The following is a 25,830-nucleotide window of genomic DNA, read 5'->3' on the forward strand; positions in this document are numbered from 1 at the left end:
CGGGCTTGGACAATCGACTCCCGTGGCACATCTCGAGGTCAACCAGGTCGGGTTCACGCTCCCCGACGGACGTCCCCTGCTCGACGGCGTCCAGTTCCGCGTCGGCGACGGGCAGCGCGTCGCGCTCATCGGGCCCAACGGGACGGGCAAGACGACGCTGACCCGGATCATCTCCGGCGACCTCGCGGCCCACGACGGTGCGGTCACGCTGAGCGGCACGCTCGCGGTGATGAACCAGTTCGTCGGCAAGGTCCGCGACGAGTCCACCGTGCGCGACCTGCTCATCACCGTCGCACCCGAGCGCATCCGCAAGGCGGCCCTCGCGGTCGACGCCGCCGAGCTGCGGATCATGGAGGTCGACGACGAGCCGGCGCAGATGGCCTACGCGCAGGCGCTCGCCGACTGGGGCGACGCGGGCGGCTACGAGTTCGAGACGACCGTCTGGGACACGGTGACGACCCAAGCCCTCGGTATGCCGTTCGAGCGGGCCCAGTGGCGCGCCGTCACCTCCCTCTCGGGAGGCGAGCAGAAGCGCGTGGTGCTGGAGGCGCTGCTCAGCGGCCCGGCCGACCTGCTGCTCCTCGACGAGCCGGATAACTACCTCGACGTGCCGGCCAAGCGCTGGCTCGAGGAGCGGCTGCTCGCGAGCGACAAGACGGTGCTCTTCATCAGCCACGACCGCGAGCTGCTCTCGCGCGTCGCGACGGCCGTCGTCACCCTCGAGCCCGGCGCCAACGGCGCGACGGCGTGGACCCACCCGGGCTCGTTCGCCACGTGGCACCAGGCGCGCATCGACCGCAACGACCGGCTCGAGGAGATGCGCCGCCGCTGGGACGAGGAGCACGCCAAGCTCAAGGCGCTCGTCGTCATGTATCGCCAGAAGGCGGCCTACAACTCCGACATGGCCTCGCGCCTCCAGGCCGCGGTGACGAAGCTCGACCGGTTCGAGAAGGCCGGACCGCCGGAGAAGGTCGCCATCCCGCAGAACGTGCGGATGCGGCTCACGGGCGGGCGCACGGCCAAGCGAGCCGTCGTCTGCACGGGCCTCGAGCTGCTCGCCCCCGACCCGAACTCCGGTGCGGACGACCTCATGCGGCCGTTCGACCTCGAGGTCTGGTTCGGCGAGCGCGTCGCCGTCCTGGGCTCCAACGGGTCGGGCAAGTCGCACTTCCTCCGGCTCCTCGCCGCGGGCGGCAGCGACCCCGACGTCGAGCACCAGCCGGTCGGCGACATCGCACCGGAACCGGTGCGGCACAGCGGTTCTGCGCGTCTCGGGTCGCGCGTCCGCCCCGGGTGGTTCGCGCAGACGCACGACTCGCCAGCGCTGCGCGGGCGCACGCTGCTCGAGATCCTGCACCGAGGAGACGAGCACCGGGCGGGCCGCGGGCGCGAGGAGGCGAGCCGCGTCCTCGACCGCTACGAGCTGGCGCGGCAGGGTGAGCAGACCTTCGACTCGCTCTCGGGCGGGCAGCAGGCGCGGTTCCAGATCCTCCTGCTCGAGCTGTCGGGCGCGACGCTGCTGCTCCTCGACGAGCCGACGGACAACCTCGACCTGCACTCGGCCGAGGCGCTGGAGCAGGCGCTCACTGCGTTCGAGGGCACGGTGCTCGCCGTGACGCACGACCGCTGGTTCGCCCGCGGGTTCGACCGGTTCCTCGTCTTCGGCAGCGACGGGCGCGTCGTGGAGACACCGGAACCCGTGTGGGACGAGGCCCGCGTCAGCCGGGTGCGCTGAGGCCCGAGTCGCCCGCGTCGCCCGCGTCGCCCGCGCCACCCGCGTCGCCCGCGCCGCCGGCAGCGAACCCGACCTCGGGTTCGCTGCCGGCGCTCGGGGTCATGAGCGAGAACTCCTCGCCGTCGGGCCCGGCCACGGTGACGATCCGCCCGGACTCGACATCGACCGGCTCGGCCGGCGCCGACCCGCCGGCGTCCAGCACCCGTTGCACGGCCGCATCCACGTCGTCGACCGCGAACGTCACGCACCACCGTGGACCGGCGACGTCCCCGTCGACCTGGTCACCCACCCCTCCCGCCGGCCACGCCGCACCGGGCGGCGTGAACGTCGCATAGCCGATGCCCGGAACCGACAGGTCGTCGAACGAGTAGCCGAAGACCCCCCGGTAGAACGACTTCGCCGCGCGCAGGTCCGGCGTCACGAGGTCGACCCACGACACCGCACCGTGCTCGTCGTGGACGCCGAACCCGTTGTGCTCCAAGGACTCCCACGCGCCGAACGCCGCCCCAGCCGGGTCGACCCACAGGCCCACCCGTCCGAAGGCCGCGATGTCCATCGGCTCCATGACGACCCGCGCTCCCGCACCAGCAGCGAGCTCCGCGGTCACCTCGACGTCGTCGGTGGCGAGGTAGGTCGTCCACACCTTCGGCCAATCCTCGACGCCCTCGAGCGGTGGCGACATCCCCGCAACGCGGCGACCACCGACGAGCGCGTTGTTGTAGTGCCCGTAGTCGGGCCCGCTGTCCTCGAACTGCCACCCGAGCACCGCCGCATAGAACGCCCGGCTCCGCGCGAGGTCGCTCACGGTGATCTCCACCCAGCAGGGGGAGCCGGCCGGCCACCGTCCGTCGTGCGTCGCCATGGCCCGAACCGTATGCCGTCCGCTTCCCACCCCGCCACCGCTCCCCTCCCCCCGCCGAGCGGGCTACGTCGAAGGCCCGGACGCACGCAAGCCGTGCGGTCCGGAAGGGGTCGGACCACACGGCATACGTGGGCTTGTGCCGGACGCGCCCCGCGAAGGGCGCCCCGGGTCAGGCGGTCTTGAGGGTGAGGCCGTAGACCGAGAGGATCTCGCCAATCGGCTGGAAGTAGGCGATGTTGGGCTGGCCGACCTTCTGGCCGCAGACGCCGTTGGAGCCGTAGCCGGCTCCGCCGCTCGTCACGCCCTGGGCGAGGTTGCCCGCCATCCACGAGCCGCCGGAGTCGCCACCCTCGGTGCAGGTGTTGGACTTCGTCAGGCCGCTCACGGTCGAGTAGGTGCCGTCGCCGTTGTCGTAGTTGACGGTGACGTTCTTGGTCTGGACCGAACCGCAGGTCCAGCCGGTGGTGCGGCCCGACTTGCAGATCGCGGTGCCGACGGCGGCGTTGCTCGACCCGGTGACCGAGCGGGCGCTCGTGCCGTTCCAGAGGTCGACGGCGCCGATGCCGGTCCAGCTCGAGGTGAGGCTGGAGTAGGCGTAGTCGTTACCCGGGAAGGACCAGCCGCGGGTCGTGCCGAGGGTCGTGCCGTTGCGCGTGAAGGTCTGGTTGCCCTCGGCGCAGTGGCCGGCGGTGATGAAGACCGGGGTGCCGGACTTCGTCGCGTTGAAGCCGAGCGAGCAGACGTAGCCGCTGAACTCGATCTGCTGGCCGCCGTAGACGTTGGCCTGCGTCGACACCTTCGCGTCGGTGCCCTGGATCGTCACCGACGGGTCGCTCGTGCGCGCCTTCGCGGCTGCGACGTCGGCCGAGGCCACGGTGACGACGACCTTGTTGGTCACCGGGTCGACCGAGGAGTCGACGACCTTGGTGCCGAGCGCCTTGGTGACGGCGGCCTGCGACCTGGCGAGCTCGGCCCGGTCCCGGCCGACGACGCGGGCGGTCGCGCCGGCCTTCTGCACCCGGGCCGCGGCGGCGGCGTCGGTGACGTTGACGACGAGCACGCCCCGCTCCTGGTCGATCCACGAGCCGACGGCGCGGGCGCCGAGCGACTTCTCGAGCGCCTCCGCCTGGCGGCCCTTCGCGTCCTGGGTGGCGACGCGCTCGCGAGCGGTCTCGATGCCGAGGCCGTACTCCTTGGCGAGCCACTGGGCCGACATCTCGGCGACGGAGGCGCCCGAGTCGGTGGCGAGGGGGCCGGTGCTCGGCTCCGGGCCGGCCGCGGAGGTGGCGGCGGTCGCGGGCGCGACGCACAGGGCGGTGGCTGCCGCCGCGGCCGAGAGGCCCCCGGCGAGGACGGTGAGACGTCTGCGAGACATGCGTGGATCTCCTGTCGTGGGACGCCGGACGGTGTTTCCGCCGACCCTTTCGACGCTAGGAACCCGCGTCCACGCGCCCGGTCAGATGCCGCCCCGCATTGCCCCAGCGCTTGGTCAAGACGGCGCAAAGAGGGTCAAGACCTCGTACCCGGCGTGCGGGACCGGCGATCGCGCGGACAATGGCGGGCGTGAGCGAGGTGACCATCCGGGACGCGACCCGGGCCGACGCCGAGGCGTGCGCCGCGATCTATGCCCACTACGTCGAGCACACGACGGTGACCTTCGAGGACGTGCCTCCGTCGGTCGACGAGATCGCTGCCCGGATCGCGGCGGCGCAGGAGCGGCACGCGTGGCTCGTCGCGGAGCGTGGCGGAGTCGTCGGCTACGCCTACGGCGGCTCGTTCAAGGCTCGCGCGGCCTACCGCTGGTCGTGCGAGGTGAGCGTCTATGTCTCCGATGCCGCCCGTGGCGGCGGGGTCGGCAGGACCCTGTATGCCGTCCTGCTCGCTCGGCTGGAGAGGCTCGGCCTGCGCATGGCGTGCGGCGGCGTCACCCTGCCCAACGACCCGAGCATCGCCCTGCACCGGGCACTCGGCTTCGAGCCGGTCGGCACCTACCGCCGGATCGGCTGGAAGCACGGGTCGTGGCGCGACGTCGCGTGGTTCCAGAAGCCGCTCGGCGACGACGGCCCACCGGGTGGCCCACCGGACGGCGGGGTCGCTCCCGGATGACCCGGGGGCGCGGTCAGTCCGTCGCGGTGCTGGGCCGGGCGCCGTAGACGAGCGGCACGTAGTCGCGGTGCCGCTCGATCCAGCCCTTGATGAAGGGGCAGAGCGGCAGCACCTTGCGGGTGCCGGCCTCGCGCACGTCGTCGAGGGCGAAGCGAGCAAGAGCCGAGCCGACGCCCTTGCCCTCGAACTTCGGGTCGACCTCGGTGTGCGTGAAGACGATGAGCTCGTCGGTCAGCTGGTACTCCGCGAACCCCGCCAGCTCCTCCCCGAGGCGAGCCTCGTAGCGCTTCTCCGACTCGTTGTTCGTCACGACGACGTCATCAGCCATGCTGGTCATGACACCACACCATCCGGCGAGGAGCCCGCAGTGTCCGACACCAGCACGTCCCAGGTCCACGTCCTCGCTCCGCGCGAGGTCCCCCTCGGCGGCCCTCGCGCCATGACCGTCCGCCGCACGCTCCCCCACCGCGACCGGTCCTTCATCGGGGCCTGGTGCTTCGTCGACCACTACGGCCCCGACGCCGTCGACGCCACCGGAGGCATGGACGTCCCCCCGCACCCGCACACGGGCCTGCAGACGGTGAGCTGGCTCTTCGAGGGCGAGGTCGAGCACCGCGACAGCGGCGGGGTCCACGCGATGGTCCGCCCGGGCGAGGTCAACCTCATGACGAGCGGCCACGGCATCGCCCACTCCGAGGTGTCCACGGCGGCGACGAGCACCCTGCACGGCGTCCAGCTCTGGGTCGTCCTCCCCGAGGCCGACCGCGACCTCGAGCGCGAGTTCCAGCACCACGCTGCGCCGACCGTGCCTCTCGCGGCCGGCGTCGAGGGGCGCGTCTTCGTCGGGTCACTCGCCGGTCACACCTCCCCCATCCGGACCCGCACCCCGCTCCTCGGGGCCGAGGTGACTCTCGCGGCAGGCGCGACGTGGACAGTCCCGGTCGAGACGGCATACGAGCACGGGGTGCTGGTCGACACCGGCAGGGTGACGTTCGGCGGCACGACGCTCGAGCGCGGCGACCTCGGCGTCGTCGACGCCGGCCCGGCCGAGCTCACCCTCGTGGCGCTCGAGCCGAGCCGCGTCGTCCTCCTCGGCGGCACGCCCTACGAGGAGTCGATCGTCATGTGGTGGAACTTCATCGGGCGCGACCACGACGAGATCGTCGCCTTCCGCGACGCGTGGCAGTCACGCGCCGAGCGCTTCGGTGAGGTCGACGGGTATGCCGGCCGGCTCACCTGGCTGCCCGCGCCCGAGCTCCCGGGTGGTCGCCTCCGCAGCCGCACGAGGCACGGCCGCGAGGGCTGACCCTCCGGGAACCCCTGGATCGCGAGCGGCTCAGAACTCGAGCCGGTTGACGACGGCCTTGTGGTCGCTCGCCGTGCCGACGTAGGCGCGGGAGACCTGGCCGAGGTTGCGCCGGACGACGTGGTCGAGGCTCTCGCCGTTGTCGTGCGTGGGCTCGGTCGACCAGCCCACGAGGTCGATGTCCTTGAGCGGCTGAAGCAGCGGCCAGCTGCCGGGACCGTTGAGGTCGCCCATGAGGACGACGGGCATGGGGTGGGTCGCCGGGCGGCCGATGCGGTCGACGAGGGCGGCGACGTGGTCCTTGACGTGGTCGACGCGGCGCTGCTTCTCGGCATCGGAGAGGTCGTTGCGACGGGCCGACGGGATGAAGTGCGTGTTGAGCACGCGCACGTTGCGGCCCGAGGCGCGGTGGTGCAGGACGAAGGCGGTGACGAACTTGGGCTTGGACTCGTCGGGGCCGGCGCCGTCGGGCCCGAGGTAGCGAGACTCGACGGCGAGGAAGCCGCCGCACGCGGTCTCGAGGGACCAGATGTCGGAGTCGTACATGATCGGCACCGACGGGGCGCCCGGGTCGTCCGGCCGGCACCAGCGCCACGACGCCATGCCCGCGCGGTCACGGACCCTGGCCAGGAGGTCGGCGCGGTCCCCCGCCTCCTGGAGGCCGAGGATCGAGACGCCCCGGTCGCGGGACAGGGCCGTGATGTTGCTCGCGAGGTCGGCGTCGGTGGCGTCACCGAGGTTGAGCGTGGCGGCGGTGAACTGAGGGCCGGCGGCCACGGCGGCCTGCGCGGTCGGCAGCGTCGGTGCGGCGAGCGCCGCGAGTGACACGGCGACGGCGCCGAGGACGGCGCGCCGGGCGGGGTGGGTGGGTCGGTTCATGTCGGGTCTCCTGGTGTCGAGCCGGTGGATGGACCCATCCCACGGGGCGGCGATGTGGAACCGCTGCGAATGCGCTGCGGGGCGCTCGCAGCGCCGTCCGGGCGTCGCCGGGACCCGAGGGGTGACAGATACCCAAGGGGGGTATAGTATCGAGCCATGACCGAGCACGCGGACCACCACCAGCACGCCTACATCGAGTCCGGCCACAAGGAGGACTACCTCAAGCGCCTCCGTCGGATCGAGGGTCAGGCGCGCGGCCTCCAGCGGATGGTCGAGGAGGAGAAGTACTGCATCGACATCCTCACGCAGGTCTCCGCGATGACCAAGGCGCTCCAGTCGGTCGCCCTCGGCCTGCTGGACGAGCACATGAGCCACTGCGTCGCCGACGCCGCGCGCAAGGGCGGCCCCGAGGCCGACGCCAAGCTCAAGGAGGCGAGCGACGCCATCGCCCGCCTCGTCAAGTCCTGACCCGCAACCCCCGAGCGCGGCCTCTGCCGCTCCCGCCCGAGAAGGAGAACCCCCATGAGCACCCAGACCTTCACCGTCACCGGCATGACCTGCGGCCACTGCGTCGCCTCCGTCACCGAGGAGGTGAGCGAGCTCGACGGCGTGCAGAACGTCGACGTCGACCTCGCGACCGGGTCCGTGACCATCGAGAGCACCACGCCGCTCGAGGACGACGCCGTGCGCGCCGCCGTCGAGGAAGCCGGCTACCAGCTGGCATGAGCACCCCGGTGCGGGTCGTCGGCTTCGTCGCCGCCCTCGTGGCGGTGCTCGTCGTGAGTCTCACAGCAGGCCGGCTCGTGGGAGCGGTGGGTCCCATCGGCCGGGCCGCTCCCGCCGAGGCGGCCGGAGCGCACGGTTCGGACGGCCACGGCGGCGATACCGCCCCGGACGGCCACGGCACCGGGGCCGACGCGGCCGGCGGCGCAGGTCACGCCGCCGAGGTCCCAGGCGGGCTCCAGGTGTCGCAGGACGGCTACGCCCTTCGCCTCGACCCCGACCAGCTCGCCAGGGGTGCGCACGACCTCGCCTTCGTCGTCGAGGGTCCTGACGGACGCCCCGTGACGACATACGACGTCGAGCACGAGAAGGAGCTCCACCTCATCGTCGCGAGCCGCGACCTCGCCCGCTTCCACCACGTCCACCCGGTGCGCGACGCCGCGGGCACGTGGAGCGTCCCGCTCGACCTCGGACCGGGCGCCTGGCGGGTCCTCGCCGACTTCGCGCCGCGCGGGCACGAGGCGATGACCTTGGGGGCCGACCTGCTCGTCCCCGGCGCCTGGACGCCGGCACCCGCACCCTCGGCCGACCGCCTCACCACGACGGTCGACGGCTACACCGTCGCGCTCGAGGGTGAGCTCACCCCCGGTACCGACTCCGACGTCACCCTCACGGTCAGCCGAGGCGGCCGCCCGGTGACCGACCTCGAGCCCTACCTCGGTGCCTACGGCCACCTCGTCGCCCTGCGTCACGGCGACCTCGCCTACCTGCACGTCCACCCCGAGGGCACCCCCGGCGACGGGTCGACGACGCCCGGCCCGGACGTCGCGTTCGGCGCAGCCGTCCCGTCGAGCGGCACCTACGCCCTCTTCCTCGACTTCAAGCACCGAGGGGTCGTGCGCACGGCAGCCTTCACGCTCACCGCCGGCACCCCCCTCGAGACCGCAAAGGAGCACGGTCACTCATGACGCAGAGCGTCGACCTCGACATCACCGGCATGACCTGCGCCTCGTGCGCCAACCGCATCGAGCGCAAGCTCAACAAGCTCGACGGGGTCACGGCCACGGTCAACTACGCCACCGAGAAGGCGCGTGTCGATTTCCCCGAGACCGTCTCACCCGAGCAGCTCCTCGAGACCGTCTCACAGGCCGGGTATGCCGCGAGCCTGCCTCCCCCTCCCGAGTCGCCGTCCGCGGTGGCCGGGGACGAGACCGGGGCGGACCCGACCCGCTCGCTGCGGAACCGGCTGCTCGTCTCGACGGTCCTCTCCGTCCCGGTCGTGGCCATGGCGATGGTGCCGGCGTGGCAGTTCACCTACTGGCAGTGGCTCTCGCTCGTGCTCGCCGCGCCCGTCGTCGTGTGGGGCGGCTGGCCCTTCCACCGCGCCGCCTGGGTCAACCTGCGGCACGGCGCGACGACGATGGACACGCTCGTGTCCGTCGGCACGATCGCCGCGTTCGGCTGGTCGCTCTACGCCCTCTTCCTGGGGACCGCCGGCACGACCGGCATGACCCACCCCTTCGAGCTCACCATCGAGCGGACCGACGGGCTCGGCAACATCTATCTCGAGGCCGCCGCCGGCGTGACGACCTTCCTCCTCGCCGGGCGCTACGCCGAGGCGCGCGCCAAGCGCCGCTCGGGCGCCGCCCTGCGGGCACTGCTCGAGATGGGCGCCAAGGAGGTCGCGGTGCTGCGCGACGGCGTCGAGCACCGGATCCCGGTGGCCGACCTCGCCGTCGGCGACGAGTTCGTCGTCCGTCCCGGCGAGAAGGTCGCCACCGACGGCGTCGTGACATCGGGCTCCTCGGCGATCGACGCCTCGATGCTCACCGGCGAGTCGGTCCCGGTCGAGGTGGGGGTCGACGACGCGGTCGTCGGCGCCACGGTCAACTCCGGCGGGCGCCTCGTCGTCCGCGCCACGCGCGTCGGCGGCGACACCCAGCTCGCCCAGATGGCCCGGCTCGTCGAGGACGCCCAGAACGGCAAGGCAGAGGTCCAGCGTCTCGCCGACCGGATCTCGGGGATCTTCGTCCCCGTCGTCATCGCGCTGGCAGTCGCCACCCTCGGCTTCTGGCTCGGCAGTGGCGGCGGCTGGACGGCCGCCCTCACCGCGGCGATCTCGGTCCTCATCATCGCCTGCCCCTGCGCGCTCGGCCTCGCGACGCCGACGGCCCTCATGGTGGGCACCGGGCGTGGGGCGCAGCTCGGCATCCTCATCAAGGGACCCGAGGTCCTCGAGTCGACCAAGCGCGTCGACACCGTCGTGCTCGACAAGACCGGCACCGTGACGACCGGGCAGATGTCGCTGCGCGAGGTCGTCCCCGCTCCCGGCGAGGACGCGGCCGAGGTTCTGCGGTTCGCCGCCGTCCTCGAGGACGGGTCGGACCACCCCATCGCCCGCGCCGTCGTCGCGGCCGGTCGGGACGCCGGCGTCGCCGCCACACCGGTCGAGGACTTCGCGAGCATCGACGGGCTCGGGGTGCAGGGTGTCGTCGACGGGCACGCCGTCGTCGTCGGGCGTCCGCGCCTGCTCGCCGACTGGTCCCTCGACCTCGGACCCGAGCTCGAGGAGGCCCTCCGCGCGGCTCGGGCCACCGGTGCGACACCCGTCGCCATCGGCTGGGACGGCCGGGCACGTGGCGTGCTCACCATCGCCGACACGGTCAAGCCCACGTCCGCCCAGGCGATCACGCGGCTGCGCGAGCTCGGCCTCACCCCGTGGCTGCTCACCGGCGACAACGCCGAGGCGGCGAAGGCCGTGGCGGCCGAGGTCGGCATCGACGCCGACCACGTCGTCGCCGACGTCCTGCCCGCAGACAAGGTCGACGTCGTCCGCGGGCTGCAGGACAAGGGTGCCGTCGTCGCCATGGTCGGTGACGGTGTCAACGACGCAGCCGCCCTCGCGACCGCCGACCTCGGACTCGCCATGGGGACCGGCACCGACGTCGCCATCGAGGCGAGCGACCTCACCCTCGTCCGAGGGGACCTGCGGGTCGCCCCCGACGCCATCCGGCTCGCCAGGCGCACGCTCTCGACGATCAAGAGCAACCTCTTCTGGGCCTTCGGCTACAACGTCGCCGCGATCCCGCTCGCCGCGGCCGGCCTGCTCAACCCGATGCTCGCCGGTGGCGCGATGGCGCTGTCGTCGGTCTTCGTCGTGACCAACAGCCTGCGACTCAGGGCATTCCGCGCCGAGACCTGAGTTCGGGACCGGTCGGGAGTCGGGTCACGACGCGGAAGCGACGGTCCTGCCTTTGGCAACCGGGCAGGGACCGAGAGCTGCCGGGTCACCGCGGGGGAGGTCGGGACGCCGAAACGGTTCAGGCGAGGGACTCCGCGAGCGTGGCCAGTCGGTCGAGCGAGGCACGGAGCTGCGGCTCACCGGTGGCGCGGGCACGCGTCATGCGCCGCTCGTCGGCGAGCTCGGTCCAGTCGTAGGTGTGCGTGACGCGGGAGGTGCGCTCGTCGACGGGCTCGACCTCCCACCGCCACTCGTGGCCGGCCGGCGGGCCGCCGGCGTCGCCCGGGCGCCACGCGATGCGCCGGCCCTCCTCGAAGTCGGTGACGAGGTTGTCGCGGTGGTTGCCCTTCGTCGTCCGCATCGCGAAGACCTGGCCGGCGGCGCTGATGCGGTCGCCCGAGATGACCTCGACGAGGTTGTCGTTGCCGTCCCACTCGGGCTGCCGGCGCGGGTCGGCGATGAGCTCGAAGACGATGGCGGCAGGGGCGGCGATGTCCCTCGTGGCACTGACGACGCGGTTCTCGGTCTCCATCGGGCCATCGAACCACGACCCGCCCGCCCGACCCAGGTGCCGACCTCGGCGCCGCGCGAAAACCCCGGCGACGCGCCCCGTCGCCCCTGACACGATGGCCGCATGACGTCTCCCCTCAGGACGGCGATGCGGTCCGCCCTCACCGACGCGATGCGGTCGCGCGACCGGGTCGCCGCCTCCGCGCTGCGCTCCGGGCTCGCCGCGCTGGACAACGCCGAGGCGGTCCCGGTGACGGACGCCGTGCCGCTCGATGGCAGCTCCCCCATCGCCGGAGCGGCCGTGGGCGTCGGCGCGACCGAGGCGACGCGCCGCGAGCTCTCGGCCAGGGACGAGCACGCCCTCGTCCGCGCCGAGGTCACCGAGCGTCGCGCGGCCGCGGCCGAGGTCGAGGCGGCGGGCCGGGCCGACCGCGCGGCCGACTTGCACCACGAGGCCGACGTCCTCGAGACGGTGCTCGCCCAGGTCGCGCGCACCTGAAGGCTGCGCCTGCGGGCCGCCGGACCCGTCGTGGGTGACACGATCGAGGCATGACGTCGATCCTGTGGCTGCGCCGCGACCTTCGACGGAGCGACCACCCGGCCCTGCTTGCGGCGCGCGATGCTGCCGACGGCGACCTCGTCGTCGCCTTCGTCGTCGACCCCGCTCTCTGGGAGGGCGGCGGTCCAGCCCGCCGCGCCTGGCTCGCCGCGACGCTCGAGGCCACGAACGAGGAGTACGACGATGCCCTCACCCTCCTCTGGGGCGACCCCGTCACGGTCGTCCCGGAGCTGGCCGCGCGGGTCGGGGCGTCGTCGGCCCACGTCACCCGCGAGACCACACCCTTCGGCCACCGGCGTGACGAGGCCGTCGCCCAGGCCCTCTCGGCCGCCGGCGTGGAGTGGGTCGAGACGGGAACGCCGTATGCCGTCGGCCCCGGTCTCGTGACGAACGGCAGCGGCTCCGCCTACAAGGTCTTCACCCCCTTCGCCAGGGCCTGGCGCTCGCACGGCTGGCCGGAGCCGGCCGCGCGGCCGACGAGCCTGCCGCTGCGCCAGGCGCGCAGCGACGCCAAGGCGACCGACGCACTGCGCGAGGCACTGGCCGCACCCGGCCTGCCCGAGATGCCCGGTGCGGGTGAGAAGGCCGCGGCCGCACGATGGCGCGGGTTCGTCGACGACGCGCTGCCGGCATACACGACGGATCGAGACCGTCCGGGCACGGACGGAACGTCACGAATGTCGCCCTACCTCAAGCTCGGGGTGGTGCACCCGCGCACGCTGCTGGCCGACCTCGCGAGCCGGCGCGGGCCGGGCAAGGAGACCTATGTCGACGAGCTGGCGTGGCGCGAGTTCTACGCAGATGTCCTGTGGCACAACCCCTCCAGCGCGTGGAAGGACCTGCGCGACGCGCTCGACGGCATGGCCTACGACGATGAGTCCGACGCCGTGGACGCGTGGCGCGAGGGGCGGACCGGCTACCCGATCGTCGACGCGGGGATGCGTCAGCTGCTCGCCGAGGGGTGGATGCACAACCGCGTCCGGATGATCACGGCGAGCTTCCTGACCAAAGACCTGCACGTGTGGTGGCCGGTCGGGGCGCGGCACTTCCTCGACCACCTCGTCGACGGCGACATCGCCTCGAACAACCACGGCTGGCAGTGGGTGGCCGGGACGGGGACCGACGCGTCGCCCTACTTCAGGGTCTTCAACCCGGTGACGCAGGGCGAGAAGTTCGACCCCGACGGCGTCTACGTGCGGCGGTGGGTGCCGGAGCTCGCGCACCTCGAGGGCAAGGCGGCGCACCAGCCGTGGGAGCACGAGGACGGCTACGAGCAGGGCTACCCCGAGCGCATCGTCGACCACGCCGAGGAGCGGCGCGAGGCGCTGCGGCGGCTCGAGGCGACGAAGGGCTAGGCCGGCTCGGGCGCGGTCGACCCCGCCGTCGTGACGGGCGCGGAGGCCGCGGCCGCGGCGTAGGCGTCGGCGAGCTGCCGGTAGGGGCGCGAGGCGAAGGCGACGAGGACGGCCACGAGCATGATGAGGCTGGCGAGGACGAAGACAAGCGCGATGCCGCGGGCATCACCGTCGCCGAGCAGCCAGCCGAACCGGTCGCGACCGACGTCGGTCTCCATGTAGGGGATGAGCCAGAACTGCGCGATCGGCCCGATGAGGAAGGCCGACACCGGGCTCGCGGCGGCCTCGACGCTCTGTGCGAAGCCGAAGACCCTGCCCTGGACGCGGAACGGGATGACCCGCTGGAGGATCGTCTGCTCCGCGGCCTCCGCAACCGGGATGATGCACATGAAGACGAGGATGCCGAGGGCATAGACCCACCACGCCTCGCGGATGGTGAAGAGCATTCCGAGCACGGCGACGCCGACGTTGGCGAGCAAGAGCGTGCGCAGCGGGCGCGGGCCGAGGCCGAACCTCGCGACGAGCCCGCCGCCGATCATGAAGCCGATGCTCGTCACGCCGAGGACGATGCCCCACGACTCGACCGAGAAGAGGGTGAGGCCGTAGGGGTCCATGAGCGCCATGAACACGCCCCCGACGAGGTTGTTGAACGTCGTGAAGACGATGAGCGCGACGAGCCCCCGCACGGTGCGGATCGCCGCGAGCGCGCCGCGGACGTCCATGACCGGCCTGCGACCGCCCTCGTCCGGCTCGGGTCGCCGCTCGGGGACGGGCACCGTGAGGAGGTGCGCAAGGGCCACGGCCGTGAGCGCGATCGAGATGGCGAGCGTCCAGCCCATGCCGAGCAGGCCGATCGACAGGCCGCTGAAGACGCTCGTCACCATGAAGGCGAGGCCCTGGACGGTGCCGACGAGACCGTTGGCCTTGTCGCGGTCGCCCGAGGGGACGAGGAGGGTGACGGTCGTCGAGAGGGCGATGTTGCGCATGCTCTCGACGACCCCGCCGAGGAGGATGACGGCGACGAAGACCCAGAAGACCGGGCCGTTCCAGTCGACGAGCCGGTCGGTGTCGAACGCGACGTAGAGCCCGCCGGCCACGACGAACATCGCCAACGGGATGAGACCCGACGCGATCATCACCTGCTTCTTGAGGTGGCGGTCGACGACGGTGCCGAAGACCATGCCGAACGCCGCGACGAGCAGCATGTAGGAGCCGCCGATGATCGACGTCGCGAGGACCGACCGCGTCTCGAGGTAGGCCCAGAAGGTGAGCGCGAACCAGAGGTAGCTCGTCGTGACGTTGGCGACGAGGGCGTTGACGAGGAGCAGCCGGAAGGCGCGCACCGTCTCGGGTCCGCGCTCGACGCCGGGCAGGAGGTGCGCCTCCGCCTGAGGCGTGCCGGGCACGGCGGGCCCGTCCGGCACGGCGGGCCCGTCCGCTACGGCGGGCCCGTCCGGCACGGTGGGCGGGTCCGGCACGGCGAGTGCGTCCGCCGCCCCGGTGTCGGTGCCACCCCGCGGCACGCGGCCGTCGTCGGGCAGGTGGGTCATGCGCCCACGCTAGAGGCCCACGCCGACACCGTCACCCGACTTTGGTGGGGCTCGAGCACCTCACCGCTCAGCCGACGGCGCGGAGGAACGCCTCGAGCAGCGGCCCGGCCGTCGTCGCGCCACCCTCACCCTCGACGACGAGGACCGCCACGGCGAGGTCGCCCTGGATCCCGATCATCCACGCGTGCTCCTTGAGGGCCCCGGCCTCGCCGAACTCCGCGGTGCCCGACTTGGCGAGCACCGGAGCCCCCGGGACGTCGCGGAGGAAGGTGCCGCTGCCGGACTCGACGACGCCGCGCATCAGCGACCTCAGCTGGCCGGCCTCGGCCGCGGTCACCGGCTCGGCCGGCGCCTTCGGGGCCGTCGTCGCCGCAGCGGACGGGGAGGCGGAGGGGGACACTCCGCCCTTGACACCCTCCCCCGCCTCGACGAGCACGGGTGCCACCGGCCGGCCGGCCGCGATCGAGGCTGCGACGGTCGCCATGCCGAGCGGTGAGGCGAGCACCTTGGACTGGCCGATCATCGAGGCCGCCGCGTCGGTGCCCGGCTTCGGCTCGGGCACCGAGCCGAGGAAGGCCGGGATGCCGAGCGCAGGCTCGCCCGTGAGCCCGAGGCCGGCGCCGGCGGTCGGCAGGTCGGCCGGCTCGAGCTTCTCACCGAGCCCGATGAAGGCGGTGTTGCACGAGTTCGCGAAGGCCGTGGCGAACGGCACCGCGCCGAGCGCCGAGATCGGGAAGCCGTCGACGTTCTTGAAGGTCCGCCCGTCGACGGTCGTCGTCGGGGGGCACTGCACGGTCGTCGACGGCGTCACTCCGGAGCGGAGCAGCGCGAGCGTCGACACGGTCTTGAAGGTCGACCCCGGCGCGTAGCGGCCCTGCGTCGCCGTCGAGATGCCCTTGCTGCCCGGGCCGCTCGCGGCGGCGAGGACGCGACCGGTCGAGGGCTGGATGGCGACGACGGCCGACGCGGGCTCGACCTTCTCGAGCACCGTCTCAGCCGCGGCTTGGGTGGCGATGTCGAGGGTCAGGGTGACCGGCGAGCCGGCCTCGGGCTCGGTCGAGAAGAGGGTGCGGCTCTCAGCGCCACCGGAGGTGACGACGCTGTAGCCGGGGGTGCCCGCGAGCTGGGTGTCGTAGGCCCCCTGGACGCCGCCGATGCCGACCCGGTCGCCGGCCGCGATCCGACCGTCGGACTTCTCGACGATCTCGGCGGTCGCGTCACCGACGACCCCGAGGATCGGGCGGGCGAAGGTCGACGTCGGTGCGAGCGGGATCCTCGCGCTCACGAGGAAGGTGCCCGGGGCGTCGACCTCGCGCGCCGCCTGCTCCTGCGAGCTGCCGACGCGGGCGGTGATCGCCTCGACGAACGCCTGCTCCCCCGCCTTCTGCACGGACGCGACGAAGTTCTCGACGTTCACCCCCACGGCCTGGGCCAGCACCCGCGCCGACGACACCGCCTCGGCGGGCGTGGCCTTGGTCTTGTCGATGCCGATGCGGACGACGTCGCGCAGCTCGACGATCGGCCGGCCGCCGGCGCCGAGGACCTCGGCGCGCTCCGGCTGCTTGCGGGTCGTGCGGAGAGCCTCGCCCTCGGCGAGGTCGGGGGCGACGACGGCGGGGCTCCACACGCCGGCCCACTCCCCATCGGCCTTGGCGAGCTCGAGGGGTGTCTCGTAGGTCCACGCCTCGTCGGTGCCGGGCAGGGTCCAGGTGTGGGCGAGCGTCGCCCGCGCGGAGCCACCGTCGGGGTCGGTGACCGAGCGGACGGTCACCTCGTGCGTCGCCTCGCCCATCCCCCGGAGGATCGGCTCGAGGTCGGGCGGGCCACCGGAGGAGTCGCGCATCGCGCCCGAGTCGCCGAAGCCACCCCGGGACAGCCCCTCCGCGACGGATCGAGCGGCCTCCCGGACCGCCGCCCCCTCACGGTCCCGCCACCACACGAACACCCCCGCCGCGGCCGCGACGAGCGCGAGCACCACGACGACGACCCCGACCTTGACTCCCCACCCACGCGAACGCACTGCACAACCCCTCGTCGATCCGACACGGTCCGAACCGCAGCCCGGCAGCCGGGCGCGGCGACGTCGTCACTCTGTCATCCGACCCTGTCCGAGGTCGCGTCGAGACCCGCCACCGGTGTGGATCTCCACCGGTTCTTCACCTCGCCCGCACTCGTCGGCCGGCAGCATCGACCACGCCAGCCCGTATGCCGTGCCCTTCGCCCGCGCCCTTCAGCTGTCGACGACGCAGCGGACCGCCCAGGGCCGCGCCTCGAGGCGCTCGTCCCCGATCGGGCCGCCGCAGACCTCGCAGGTGCCGTAGGTGCCGTCGTCGACCCGCTCCAGCGCGGTCCTCACCTGGGCGAGGGTGGCGAGCAGCCGCTCCTGGACCGAGACCGAGGTCAGCCGGTCGACCGCGATCGACGTGCCCTCGCCGATGCGCTTGCCGAAGGAGATCGACCCGGACTCGCCCAGCGGGCGGGTCACGGTGGCGAGCTCGTCGAGCAGCGACTGCTCCTTGGCGCGCAGCACGTCAGCTGCCCTGGAGGTGTCCATCGACCGACTCTAGACGCGGTTCCCTTCGGCCGGCCCCGCCGCCTCAGGCGTGCGCGAACCTCCGCGAGACCCGCTCGACGACGAAGGCGACGACGAGCGCGAGGCCCGCCCCGAGTGCGCCGGCGAGGAGTGCGTTGTCCTCGACCCAGCTGCCCGCCAGCGTCCCGAGCGCGATCGACCACGCCGCCCAGAGGCCGGCCGACAGCACCGTCCACGCCGCGAACCGCGGCTGCGAGTAGCCGGTGGCCCCGGCCATGAGGTTGACGGCCGCACGTCCGATGGGGATCCAGCGACCCACGACGACGATGAGCGCGCCACGGCTGCCGAAGCCGCGGGCCGCCCAGTCCATCGTCCGTCGGCCACGCTCCCGGCGCCGCAGGAACCGGTCGAGCCCGGTGCGTCGTCCCACGAGGTAGGCGAGGTTGTCACCGACCCAGGCACCGGCCCACGCGGTGAGCAGCAGCCCGAGCCAGTGCGGGGCACCGGTCGAGGCGCCGATGGCGGCGAGCGCGATGAGGACGCCCTCGCTCGGCAGGGGCGGGATCACCCCGTCGACGGCGAAGTAGACGAAGAGCGCGGGCAGGAGCCAGCCGGCGCCCGCGTGGGCCTCGATGAGCTCGTTGACCGACTCCAGCATGCGCCCCAGTGTGACCGCACCGCCGCGCGGCCCGGGCCGCGGGTCGCGGGTCGCGGGCTCAGCCGCCCTGCAGGTCGCCGACGAAGAGGCAGAACGTGTGGCCGGCCGGGTCGGCGAGGACGTAGAGCGGCTCCTCCTCGTCGTTGCTGCGGTCGAGCCTCAGCTCGGCGCCGAGCCGGAGCGCCTCGTCCTTGTGGTGCTCGAGCTCCTCGACGCTCTCGACGAGGTAGTCGATGTGCAGCTGCTGGGGTACCTCGTGGTCGGGCCATGTCGTGCCGCGGTGCTCAGGCTCCTCCTGGATCGCGAGCTGCCGGGTGCCGTCGGGCCGGGTGAGGACGAGCCAGTCGGCCTCGTCCGGGCTGCCGTCGGTCGGTGGCTCGTCACCGGCGCGGTAGACGAGACCGAGCAGCTGGCGGTAGAACTCCGCGAGCTCGCGCGGACGCTGCGTGTCGAGGACGGTGTGCACGTATGCCGGGTGCGATCCCATGCCTCCACCTCACCGCGGATGCCCCTCACGTGCAAGAGGTCGCCTTGCGCTCGCAGCGGCCCCGCAGCGACACCGCAGCGGTCGCGCAGTCGTTCCGCAGCGGCACACCGGATCGTCGTCGGCGCGCGGGCACCCGGCCCGCCGGAGACGGAGGAGATCATCGTGAGTCTTGCGACGAGGACGAGGAAGGCCCTGTATGCCGGGGCGACGGCAGCGTTGCTGGGCGCCACGCTCGTGGGGGCGAGCGCCGCACCCGCGAGCGCCGAGCCGCGCGACGGGACGTGCAACGCGGGCGAGTTCTGCCTCTACTACGGGGAGGGCCAGAGCGGCGCGGTCGCGGACTTCGCCAACAGCAAGCGCGACTACACCGAGAACGGCTCGTGCATCAGCTTCCGCGGTGCGGGCAAGGCCGGCGCCGGCGTCTGCGTCCAGAACCACGCGAAGTCCGTGTGGAACCGCACGGGCGCCACGGCATACGAGTTCTACAACTCCAACTTCGGCGGGACGCACGACGTCATCCCCGCGGGGACGCAGGCCAACCTCAACGCCAACGTCTACAACGACAACGCCTCGCACATCCTGGGCGACGCCTCGCTGCGCTTCCCGCTCAACGTCACGCAGGCGCAGATCAAGAACCGCTCACCGCACTGGTGCTGGGACAGCAAGACGAACTGCCACCACGACTACAACGCGGCCGACATCTTCGCAGCGACGGGCACGGCGGTGGTCTCGCCGGTCGCCGGGACGGTCATGACGAAGAACATCCGGTCGAGCGGCGTCGGGAGCACGGTGACGGTCAAGGACCGCTTCGGGCGGCTCTGGTACTTCGCGCACATGCACCACAGCCCGGCTCCCGTCGTCAGCGTTGGCCAGCACGTCGAGAAGGGGACCCGGATCGGCACCGTCGGCACGTCGGCCCACGCCCTGGGCACGCCCGCCCACCTGCACCTCGACATGCGGGTCGGCGTCGACGAGCGCGTCGGCTGCAGCGGGTCGGGCTGCGCGTCCTACGGGTTCGTCAACAACCAGCCGCTGCTGCGCACCGCGTTCCTCGCCCGTCCGGCGAGCTGAGTCCGGCTCGGCCGGAGGAGGGGACCGGCTCAGTCGCAGGCGGCGAGCAACCGCTCCGCCAGGGCGCGCACCGCCGCCCGCACCTCGTCCCCCTGCTCGACGCGGAATGCGCCGGGCAGGGAGGCGAGGTCCGCGGCATACGAGGTCGGGTTGCTCGTGCTTCCGACGAGGCGGCACGTCGTCCCGGTCACCGGCTCGACGCGGCCCATCGTCGTGGGGATGCACCGCTCGACGAGGTCCGCAGGGGCCTCGACGGCGACCTCGACGGGGTGGTCCCAGCCCTCGCCGAGGTGACGCACGAGGGCGGTGACGGGGTCGAGGTCCGGTGGCGGCGTGAAGGTCCCGTCGAGGAGGACGACCCTCGTGACCCGGTCGATCCGGTAGGCGCGGGTCGCGTCCGAGGTGAGCGAGTGGCACAGGAGGTACCACCGGCTGTGCCGCACGACGACCGCCCACGGCTGCACGTCGAGGACGAGCTCGCGACCGGCCTCGGTGCGGTAGTCGACGCGCACCTCGCGCCCGTCGGCGCAGGCCCGGACGAGGGTCGCGGTGGGTCCGGGTGCCGGCCGTGCATCGGCGCGGTCGGGGACGGGTGCCGCGACGCGGCGCACCGCATCCGCCTGTGCCGCAACGGCTTCGGGCAGGGTGCGCAGGATCTTGGCGATGCCGCTGCCGACCGGGTCGTCGGTGTCGTCGGGATCGTGGTGGCCGTCGAGCACGGCCATGACGAGGCCGAGGGCCTCGGCCGAGCTGAAGACGACAGGCGGTGGCCGCAGTCCTCGCCCCGGCGTGTAGCCACCCGCGGGACCGCTCACGGACGAGATGGGTATGCCGGCCTCACGCAGCGTCGCGACGTAGCGCCGGGCGGCTCGGGCCGTGACCCCGAGGCGGTCGCCGAGCCGGTCGGCGGTGATACCCGGCTGTCCCTGGATCAGCTCGAGGGCCCGGAGTGCGCGGGCGGTGGGACCGGCCTCGGCGAGGTCGGCATCGAAGGTCGCGGACGGCATACGCAGAGTTTTTCGCAGATCGGAACATTGCGGAAGCCTTCCGTCCGCAATCCGTCCTACGTTGGCGTCATGACCGACATCGTCCTCTTCCACCACATCCAGGGCCTCACTCCCGGCGTCGTCGCCTTCGCCGACGCGCTGCGCGGGGTCGGCCACACCGTCCACACGCCCGACCTCTTCGAGGGGCGGACCTTCGGGTCGATCGACGAGGGCGCGGAGTACTGCGGCAGCGTGGGCTTCGGCGAGGTGCGGGCGCGCGGGGTGCGCTCCGTCGCCGACCTCCCGACCGCCGTCGTGTATGCCGGCTTCTCCCTCGGCGTCATGCCGGCCCAGCAGCTCCTCGAGACCCGGCCGGGGGCGCTGCGCGGGTTGTTCTACCACGGGTTCGCGGACCCGTCGGAGTTCGGGACGTGGCCGCCGGGGGTGCCGGTGCAGATCCACGCGATGGACAAGGACCCGTTCTTCGTCGACGAGGGCGACATCGACGTGGCGCGGCCGTTCGTCGAGTCCACGCCCGGGGCCGAGATGTTCCTCTACCCCGGCGACGGCCACCTCTTCGCCGACAGCTCGCTCGACGGCTACGACGAGGGAGCGACCCGGCTGGTGCTCGAGCGGTCGGTCGAGTTCCTGAGGACGTTGTGAGCTCCGGGGCGCCCGTGGATGGGTCGGCGGACGGAGGTTCCGGCGGGGCCTCCGGCGCGGGCGTGCGTGAGTTCCGCGACGAGGAGCTGCTCGGCGCCGTCCTCGACCACGTCGACCTCAGCGGGTCGTCCTGGAACCGCGTCGACCTCACCGGCTCGACGATGACCTCCATCGACCTCAGCCGGGTCGACCTGCGCAACGTCGCCCTCGAGAAGGTGAGGGTGCGTGGCGCCTACCTCGCCGGTGTCGAGATCTGGGGCGAGGTCGAAGGGCTCACCGTCAACGGCATCGACGTCGGTCCTCTCATCGAGGCCGAGCTCGACCGGCTCCACCCCGAGCGCGCCACCCTGCACCCCACCGACCCGGACGGCTACCGCGCGGCGTGGGAGACCCTCGATGCTGTGTGGGCGGGCACGGTCGAGCGGGCCCGCCGGCTCGCGGACACCGACCCGGAGGTGGTGCACGAGAGCGTCGAGGGAGAGTGGTCGTTCGTTCAGACGCTGCGGCACCTGCCCTTCGCGACGAGCTCGTGGCTGAGCCGCGGCATCCTGGGCGACCCGTCGCCGTGGCACCCGCTCGAGCTGCCGTGGGACGAGATGCGGCCGACGCCCGGCGTCCCGCAGGACCGCGACGCCCGCCCCTCGCTCGACGAGGCGCTCGAGCTGCGGCGCGACCGGTTCGAGAAGGTCCGGGCCTTCCTCTCCGGGCTCACCGACGGGAGGCTCGCCGCGACGACGGACCCGGTCGACGGGGTCGGATGGCCTCCGGCGGGTGAGAGCTTCCCCGTCAAGGAGTGCCTCGACACCCTGCTCAACGAGGAGTGGTGGCACCGTCAGTTCGCCGAGCGCGACCTCGCCGTCCTCGAGTCCCGGATGCAGGCAGAGGCGACCGGCGCGGACGGGACGAGCGTGCCGGCGACGGGCGCGGACGGGACGGACGTGCAGGCGACGGGCACGGGCGCGACCGGCGCGGAGGCGACGTGCGCGGACGGGACGGGCGCGGAGGCGACGGGCACGGACGGCACGGGCGCGAACGGGACGGGCGCGCAGGACGGGGGCGGACGGCATACGGACGGTCGTTCCGGTGCCGGGGAGGGGTCGTGAGCGACCCGGTGCCGGGCAGCGAGGAGACGCCGTGGGAGCCGCCGTTGAGCGGGACCGAGGCGGAGCACGTGGTGGGCGCGCTCGACCGGCTGCGGTGGACGTTCCGGTGGAAGGCGGACGGGCTCGACGCCGCCGGTCTCGCCGCCACGCTGGGGCCCTCGACGCTGTCGCTCGGGGCGCTGCTCAAGCACCTTGCCGTGCAGGAGGACTACGCGTTCTTCGTCAAGCTCGCGGGTGAGGAGATGCCGCCGGACTGGGACGACAACGGGTGGGACGAGGACGAGGACTGGGACCTCACGCTCACGCCGGAGGACTCGGTCGAGTCGCTCTACCGGCGCTACAACGCGGCAGTCGCGCGCTCCCGCACCACGCTCGCCCGGCTCGTCGCGCAGGGTGGGCTGGACCAGCCGATCGCCCGCACCGGCCCCGACGGCGAGGCGGTAAGCCTGCGTCGGCTCGTGCTCGACCATGTCGAGGAGTACGGCCGCCACACCGGGCACGCCGACCTGCTCCGCGAGTCCGTGGACGGGCGCGTCGGCGAGGACCCGCCACCCGGCTGGCGGCCGCGGTCCGGATCCTGAGCGCTCTCGGCACCCCTGGGTTCGCGGGTGGCGGGTTCAGAACGGGATGACGTCGCGGCGTGGTTCGGGTGGTGGCGGCGGCTCGTAGGCCTGTTGCGGCCATACCCAGTCCGGCGGGCGGGAGGGCGCGCCGTCGTGGAGCTCGTCCGCTTCGAAGGTGATGTGCCGGCTGAAGCCTCGTGAGTGGCGCCGGCGTTGGGCGCCTCGGGCGAGGTGATCGATGAGGAGTTCGGAGAGGTCGTCGTCGAGGAGACTGAGGTCGATGTGCCGCCGCGGTGCGGGCGAGCCCGGGTGCGACAAGGGCGCGGCCTGGCCCGGAGGCGACATGGGCGCGGCCGGGTCCGAACCCGCAGTGGGGGAGGTCGCCGCCAGGTGGAGGTGGTCGACGGGCATCGTCGTGGACGTCCTGCCGGTGGGGTCGGTCCAGGTGACGGTGGCGTCGGGGTGGAGCCGGACGGTCCAGCCGTCGCGTTGCTTGATGCGGTGGTGGCGCCGGCACAGGCAGATGAGGTTCGTGGTGGCGGTGGGTCCGGTGGGCCAGGGTCTGACGTGGTCGAGGTCGCACTGGCGGGCGGGGGTGGAGCATCCGGGGAACCGGCAGGACCCGTCGCGCAGCCGCACGAACCGGACCATGGCCGCAGCCACCCGGTAGGTCGAGCACGACTGCCCGACCTTCGTATCGGTCGCGTCGGCGGGGCCTGTGGGGACGGTGCGGGTGAGGTCGCCCCCGGGGGCGAGTCCGGCGGGGACGTGTCCGTCGGTCAGCGCTCCCGTGCCGGGGTGGCAGGCGAGTCGCGGTCGGTGGTCGCGGGATCGCGGGGCGCCCGTGGAAGCAAGCGCGTCGGCCGGCACGAAGGCCGTACCGGGAGCACCGAAGCCGCCGACCTCGACCCATCCGGACGTCTCCGAAGGTTCGGGGGCGGTTCGAGCGCTGGGGGTGACATCACCCACGACGTTCTCGGCCCCGGCGGCGCGGGTGGCGTGGAGGACGACCTTGACGTCGCTGTGTCCGAGGATGAGCCGAGTCATCGCGTCCGAACGCGCCTGCGCCAACGAGTCGGCGTGGCCTTCACGCACGAGCCGGCGGGCGAGCTCGGTGACGGCGGCCCACGCGGGGCGCGACTGCTCGACGAGGACGTCGCCGCGCCACGTGTCGACGCCGTGCTCACCGGTGACCCGGGTCAGGGTCCGGCGTGCCCGGACCCGCTCGGCCTCGTCGGCGACGGTCTCGGGGAAGAGCCGGGCGACCGTGCGGGCGGCGAGCCGCCGCAGCGGGCCGACGGTGACACCACCCCAGTGAGGTGCCAGCGCCGTGACCACGGTTGCTGCCTCCTCGCCGGAGAGGAACTCGGTCTCGTCGGTGACGACCGCGGCCCGGCGCAGGTCGAGCTCGCCCGCGGCGAGGGCGTCGACGAGCGCGGGGGTGCGGGTGAGCTGACGGACCGCGTCCTCGACGCGGGTGGTGGCGACATGGACCGAGATCCCGAGCCGGGAGGCGGCGAGCTCGGGGGCGTCGAGCCGCTGGTGCCCGAGGCCGCGGTTCACCTCGACCGTCGTCCCGTCCTCCTGCAGTACCGGTTCGATCGCCGACAGGTGCGCCAGCGCCACGGCCTGGCGGGCGTGGGCGGCGTCGACCTCGCGCTGGGCGTCCTCGACGACGTCGAGCAGCTGCTCGGTGGTGAGGCTGGCAGCATCCGCGAGCAGGCCGGCATACCGGTCCTGTCCGCTTGCGAGGCTGCTCGTCGTCATACAGGGATTCTACTCGAACAACAGTTCGAAACGGTGGCTTGTCCACAGCGGATTCCGCTGAGCGGGAACCACATCCGACATCGGTCGCCCGCTGGGTACGTCACGCTGGAAGGTCAGGCCTCCGAGGTCTCGGCCGCTCCGTCAAGTCGCTGCGCCAGCGCGACGATGATGCCCTCGGGGCCGCGCACGTAGGTCATCCGCCAGATGTCCTCCCACTCGCCGATCCCGCCGACGAGCCCGTAGCCGGCCTCAGCGAGACGCTCGACGACGGCGTGGAGGTCGTCGACCTGGAAGGCGATGTTGCGCAGCCCGACCTCGGTCGACATGTTCTGCGGCGAGCCGGGTTCGTGGTCCGGGTGGACGAATCGAGACAGTTCCAGCTTGGTGCGCCCACCGTCCCGGCCGCCCGCGCCTCCCTCGGGCAGGAAGAGCGTCGCGATCTCGGAGCGGGAGCCCGGGATCCCGATGACCGTGTCGACGAACTCGCCCTCCATGAACATCCGTCCCTCGAGCTCGAACCCGAGGCTCACGAAGAAGTCGAGCGCGGCGTCGAGGTCCGCGACCGTGAGCCCGACATGGTCGAAGTGCGTGATGCGTGCCATCGGCCCATTCTGGCGCTGTCTCGGCGCCCGAGGGTTCCGACCGCCTCACGCGAGCGCGCGTAGGTGCGAGACTCGAGGCAATGCCAACCACGTCGGGAGACTTCGAGCTCACCACCGGTGAGCTCCGCACCGTCGTCGCGTATGCCGTCGCGTGCGCCGAGCCGGCCCTCTTCCTCTTCGAGCGCGCGAACCCCGGCGACCCCCGTCCCGCGGCCGCGCTCGACGCGGCCCGGCGCTTCGTCGACGGCGCACCGCGCAGCCGGCTCCAGCGGACCGCGGCCACGGACGCCCACCGCGCCGGGAAGGAGACGTCCGACGAGGCTGCGGGGCACGCGGCGACCGCTGCGGGCGACGCGTGCGCCGCGGCATACCTGCATCCCTTGGCGAAGGCCACGCAGGTGCGCCACATCCTCGGCGCGGCCGCGCACGCGGCACGGGCCGGCGAGGTCGCGCGCGACGGGGACGCGGTCGTCGGCGAGTACCTCCTCGTCGCCTCGCAGAAGCGGGCCACGCCCGAGCTCGTCGAGATCCTCACGCGCTACCCGCGGGCACCCGAGGGACGCAGCCGCGT

The 25,830-nt window shown here is 73.0% G+C and carries 26 protein-coding genes and 1 pseudogene; 14 read left to right on the forward strand and 13 right to left on the reverse strand.

From position 1 onward, the window contains the following. Nucleotides 1–22: 22 nt before the first annotated feature. Entirely contained in the window at nt 23–1,735 is a 1,713-nt protein-coding gene (locus ACOJV7_RS06600; protein WP_420189336.1) for an ABC-F family ATP-binding cassette domain-containing protein, read from the forward strand. On the opposite strand, the gene ACOJV7_RS06605 is transcribed toward ACOJV7_RS06600, so the two are convergent. Next, entirely contained in the window at nt 1,719–2,597 is an 879-nt protein-coding gene (locus ACOJV7_RS06605) for a VOC family protein (RefSeq protein ID WP_420189337.1), read from the reverse strand. The genes ACOJV7_RS06600 and ACOJV7_RS06605 overlap by 17 nt on opposite strands. Before the next feature lie 169 nt (nt 2,598–2,766). Then, nucleotides 2,767–3,972, reverse strand: coding sequence for a S1 family peptidase (locus ACOJV7_RS06610; protein ID WP_420189338.1), 1,206 nt, complete (start codon nt 3,970–3,972; stop codon nt 2,767–2,769). A gap of 188 nt (nt 3,973–4,160) precedes the next feature. Between ACOJV7_RS06610 and ACOJV7_RS06615 the strand changes: the two genes are divergently transcribed. Continuing rightward, nucleotides 4,161–4,703 carry a GNAT family N-acetyltransferase gene (locus tag ACOJV7_RS06615; RefSeq protein ID WP_420189339.1) on the forward strand — a complete coding sequence of 181 codons (543 nt, stop codon included), beginning with the start codon at nt 4,161–4,163 and terminating at the stop codon, nt 4,701–4,703. A gap of 13 nt (nt 4,704–4,716) precedes the next feature. Here the strand turns inward: ACOJV7_RS06615 and ACOJV7_RS06620 are convergent, their stop codons facing one another. Beyond that, the gene (locus ACOJV7_RS06620; protein ID WP_420189340.1) at nt 4,717–5,031 is read right to left on the reverse strand and encodes a GNAT family N-acetyltransferase; all 315 of its coding nucleotides are present in this window, start codon (nt 5,029–5,031) and stop codon (nt 4,717–4,719) included. Between the two features lie 39 nt (nt 5,032–5,070). Between ACOJV7_RS06620 and ACOJV7_RS06625 the strand changes: the two genes are divergently transcribed. Beyond that, nucleotides 5,071–6,009, forward strand: coding sequence for a pirin family protein (locus ACOJV7_RS06625; RefSeq protein WP_420189341.1), 939 nt, complete (start codon nt 5,071–5,073; stop codon nt 6,007–6,009). Between the two features lie 30 nt (nt 6,010–6,039). On the opposite strand, the gene ACOJV7_RS06630 is transcribed toward ACOJV7_RS06625, so the two are convergent. After that, nucleotides 6,040–6,888, reverse strand: coding sequence for an exonuclease/endonuclease/phosphatase family protein (locus ACOJV7_RS06630; protein WP_420189342.1), 849 nt, complete (start codon nt 6,886–6,888; stop codon nt 6,040–6,042). 156 nt (nt 6,889–7,044) lie between these two features. Here ACOJV7_RS06630 and ACOJV7_RS06635 point away from each other — a divergent pair, with 156 nt between their 5' ends. From ACOJV7_RS06635 to ACOJV7_RS06650, 4 genes are read left to right on the forward strand one after another with little or no spacing between them, the layout of a single operon-like run. Further along, nucleotides 7,045–7,356 carry a metal-sensitive transcriptional regulator gene (locus ACOJV7_RS06635; RefSeq protein ID WP_420189343.1) on the forward strand — a complete coding sequence of 104 codons (312 nt, stop codon included), beginning with the start codon at nt 7,045–7,047 and terminating at the stop codon, nt 7,354–7,356. Between the two features lie 54 nt (nt 7,357–7,410). Beyond that, a complete protein-coding gene (locus ACOJV7_RS06640) occupies nt 7,411–7,614 on the forward strand; it encodes a heavy-metal-associated domain-containing protein (RefSeq protein WP_420189344.1) in 204 nt (67 codons plus the stop codon). Then, nucleotides 7,611–8,579 carry a hypothetical protein gene (locus ACOJV7_RS06645; RefSeq protein WP_420189345.1) on the forward strand — a complete coding sequence of 323 codons (969 nt, stop codon included), beginning with the start codon at nt 7,611–7,613 and terminating at the stop codon, nt 8,577–8,579. The genes ACOJV7_RS06640 and ACOJV7_RS06645 overlap by 4 nt, the downstream gene beginning before the upstream one ends. Beyond that, nucleotides 8,576–10,813 carry a heavy metal translocating P-type ATPase gene (locus tag ACOJV7_RS06650; RefSeq protein WP_420189346.1) on the forward strand — a complete coding sequence of 746 codons (2,238 nt, stop codon included), beginning with the start codon at nt 8,576–8,578 and terminating at the stop codon, nt 10,811–10,813. The genes ACOJV7_RS06645 and ACOJV7_RS06650 overlap by 4 nt, the downstream gene beginning before the upstream one ends. A gap of 118 nt (nt 10,814–10,931) precedes the next feature. On the opposite strand, the gene ACOJV7_RS06655 is transcribed toward ACOJV7_RS06650, so the two are convergent. Beyond that, nucleotides 10,932–11,384: an SRPBCC family protein gene (locus ACOJV7_RS06655; RefSeq protein WP_420189347.1), complete on the reverse strand. Its 453-nt coding sequence runs from the start codon at nt 11,382–11,384 to the stop codon at nt 10,932–10,934. A 102-nt stretch (nt 11,385–11,486) separates the two neighbouring features. Here ACOJV7_RS06655 and ACOJV7_RS06660 point away from each other — a divergent pair, with 102 nt between their 5' ends. Both ACOJV7_RS06660 and ACOJV7_RS06665 read left to right on the forward strand, forming a co-directional pair. Continuing rightward, the gene (locus ACOJV7_RS06660; protein WP_420189348.1) at nt 11,487–11,861 is read left to right on the forward strand and encodes a hypothetical protein; all 375 of its coding nucleotides are present in this window, start codon (nt 11,487–11,489) and stop codon (nt 11,859–11,861) included. Between the two features lie 50 nt (nt 11,862–11,911). Continuing rightward, nucleotides 11,912–13,276, forward strand: coding sequence for a cryptochrome/photolyase family protein (locus tag ACOJV7_RS06665; protein ID WP_420189349.1), 1,365 nt, complete (start codon nt 11,912–11,914; stop codon nt 13,274–13,276). On the opposite strand, the gene ACOJV7_RS06670 is transcribed toward ACOJV7_RS06665, so the two are convergent. The 5 genes from ACOJV7_RS06670 to ACOJV7_RS06690 all read right to left on the reverse strand — a co-directional run bounded on the left by ACOJV7_RS06670 (nt 13,273) and on the right by ACOJV7_RS06690 (nt 18,504). Beyond that, entirely contained in the window at nt 13,273–14,826 is a 1,554-nt protein-coding gene (locus ACOJV7_RS06670; RefSeq protein ID WP_420189350.1) for an MFS transporter, read from the reverse strand. The two genes, ACOJV7_RS06665 and ACOJV7_RS06670, sit on opposite strands and share 4 nt — an antisense overlap. A 67-nt stretch (nt 14,827–14,893) precedes the next feature. Beyond that, nucleotides 14,894–16,846 carry a penicillin-binding transpeptidase domain-containing protein gene (locus tag ACOJV7_RS06675; protein WP_420189351.1) on the reverse strand — a complete coding sequence of 651 codons (1,953 nt, stop codon included), beginning with the start codon at nt 16,844–16,846 and terminating at the stop codon, nt 14,894–14,896. Nucleotides 16,847–17,056: 210 nt separating this feature from the next. Beyond that, nucleotides 17,057–17,380 carry a TraR/DksA family transcriptional regulator gene (locus tag ACOJV7_RS06680; protein ID WP_420189352.1) on the reverse strand — a complete coding sequence of 108 codons (324 nt, stop codon included), beginning with the start codon at nt 17,378–17,380 and terminating at the stop codon, nt 17,057–17,059. Nucleotides 17,381–17,423: 43 nt separating this feature from the next. Further along, on the reverse strand, nt 17,424–18,017 hold the full coding sequence (locus tag ACOJV7_RS06685; RefSeq protein WP_420189353.1) for a DedA family protein: 594 nt from the start codon (nt 18,015–18,017) through the stop codon (nt 17,424–17,426). A 58-nt stretch (nt 18,018–18,075) separates the two neighbouring features. After that, complete coding sequence (locus tag ACOJV7_RS06690; protein ID WP_420189354.1) at nt 18,076–18,504, reverse strand: VOC family protein; 429 nt, start codon at nt 18,502–18,504, stop codon at nt 18,076–18,078. 162 nt (nt 18,505–18,666) lie between these two features. Between ACOJV7_RS06690 and ACOJV7_RS06695 the strand changes: the two genes are divergently transcribed. Continuing rightward, nucleotides 18,667–19,575 carry a peptidoglycan DD-metalloendopeptidase family protein gene (locus ACOJV7_RS06695; RefSeq protein ID WP_420189355.1) on the forward strand — a complete coding sequence of 303 codons (909 nt, stop codon included), beginning with the start codon at nt 18,667–18,669 and terminating at the stop codon, nt 19,573–19,575. 29 nt (nt 19,576–19,604) lie between these two features. Here the strand turns inward: ACOJV7_RS06695 and ACOJV7_RS06700 are convergent, their stop codons facing one another. After that, nucleotides 19,605–20,582: a helix-turn-helix transcriptional regulator gene (locus ACOJV7_RS06700; RefSeq protein ID WP_420189356.1), complete on the reverse strand. Its 978-nt coding sequence runs from the start codon at nt 20,580–20,582 to the stop codon at nt 19,605–19,607. A 69-nt stretch (nt 20,583–20,651) separates the two neighbouring features. Between ACOJV7_RS06700 and ACOJV7_RS06705 the strand changes: the two genes are divergently transcribed. The 3 genes from ACOJV7_RS06705 (at nt 20,652) to ACOJV7_RS06715 (ending at nt 22,908) form a co-directional block, all read left to right on the forward strand. Next, nucleotides 20,652–21,224 carry a dienelactone hydrolase family protein gene (locus tag ACOJV7_RS06705; protein ID WP_420189357.1) on the forward strand — a complete coding sequence of 191 codons (573 nt, stop codon included), beginning with the start codon at nt 20,652–20,654 and terminating at the stop codon, nt 21,222–21,224. 62 nt (nt 21,225–21,286) lie between these two features. Next, nucleotides 21,287–22,327: a DinB family protein gene (locus tag ACOJV7_RS06710; RefSeq protein ID WP_420189358.1), complete on the forward strand. Its 1,041-nt coding sequence runs from the start codon at nt 21,287–21,289 to the stop codon at nt 22,325–22,327. Further along, nucleotides 22,324–22,908, forward strand: a complete 585-nt coding sequence (locus tag ACOJV7_RS06715; protein ID WP_420189359.1) for a mycothiol transferase — start codon at nt 22,324–22,326, stop codon at nt 22,906–22,908. The genes ACOJV7_RS06710 and ACOJV7_RS06715 overlap by 4 nt, the downstream gene beginning before the upstream one ends. Before the next feature lie 36 nt (nt 22,909–22,944). Here the strand turns inward: ACOJV7_RS06715 and ACOJV7_RS06720 are convergent, their stop codons facing one another. Together ACOJV7_RS06720 and ACOJV7_RS06725 are read right to left on the reverse strand one after the other, a co-directional pair. Continuing rightward, on the reverse strand, nt 22,945–24,657 hold the full coding sequence (locus tag ACOJV7_RS06720; protein ID WP_420189360.1) for an HNH endonuclease signature motif containing protein: 1,713 nt from the start codon (nt 24,655–24,657) through the stop codon (nt 22,945–22,947). A 113-nt stretch (nt 24,658–24,770) separates the two neighbouring features. Beyond that, nucleotides 24,771–25,259: a VOC family protein gene (locus ACOJV7_RS06725; RefSeq protein WP_420189361.1), complete on the reverse strand. Its 489-nt coding sequence runs from the start codon at nt 25,257–25,259 to the stop codon at nt 24,771–24,773. Between the two features lie 80 nt (nt 25,260–25,339). On the opposite strand from ACOJV7_RS06725, the pseudogene ACOJV7_RS06730 reads away from it, so the two are divergent. Continuing rightward, nucleotides 25,340–25,720, forward strand: a pseudogene (locus ACOJV7_RS06730) (putative immunity protein); the annotation flags it as partial. Nucleotides 25,721–25,830 lie beyond the last annotated feature (110 nt).

It is taken from the genome of Knoellia tibetensis, from assembly GCF_048606415.1.
Lineage (GTDB): Bacteria > Actinomycetota > Actinomycetes > Actinomycetales > Dermatophilaceae > Knoellia > Knoellia tibetensis.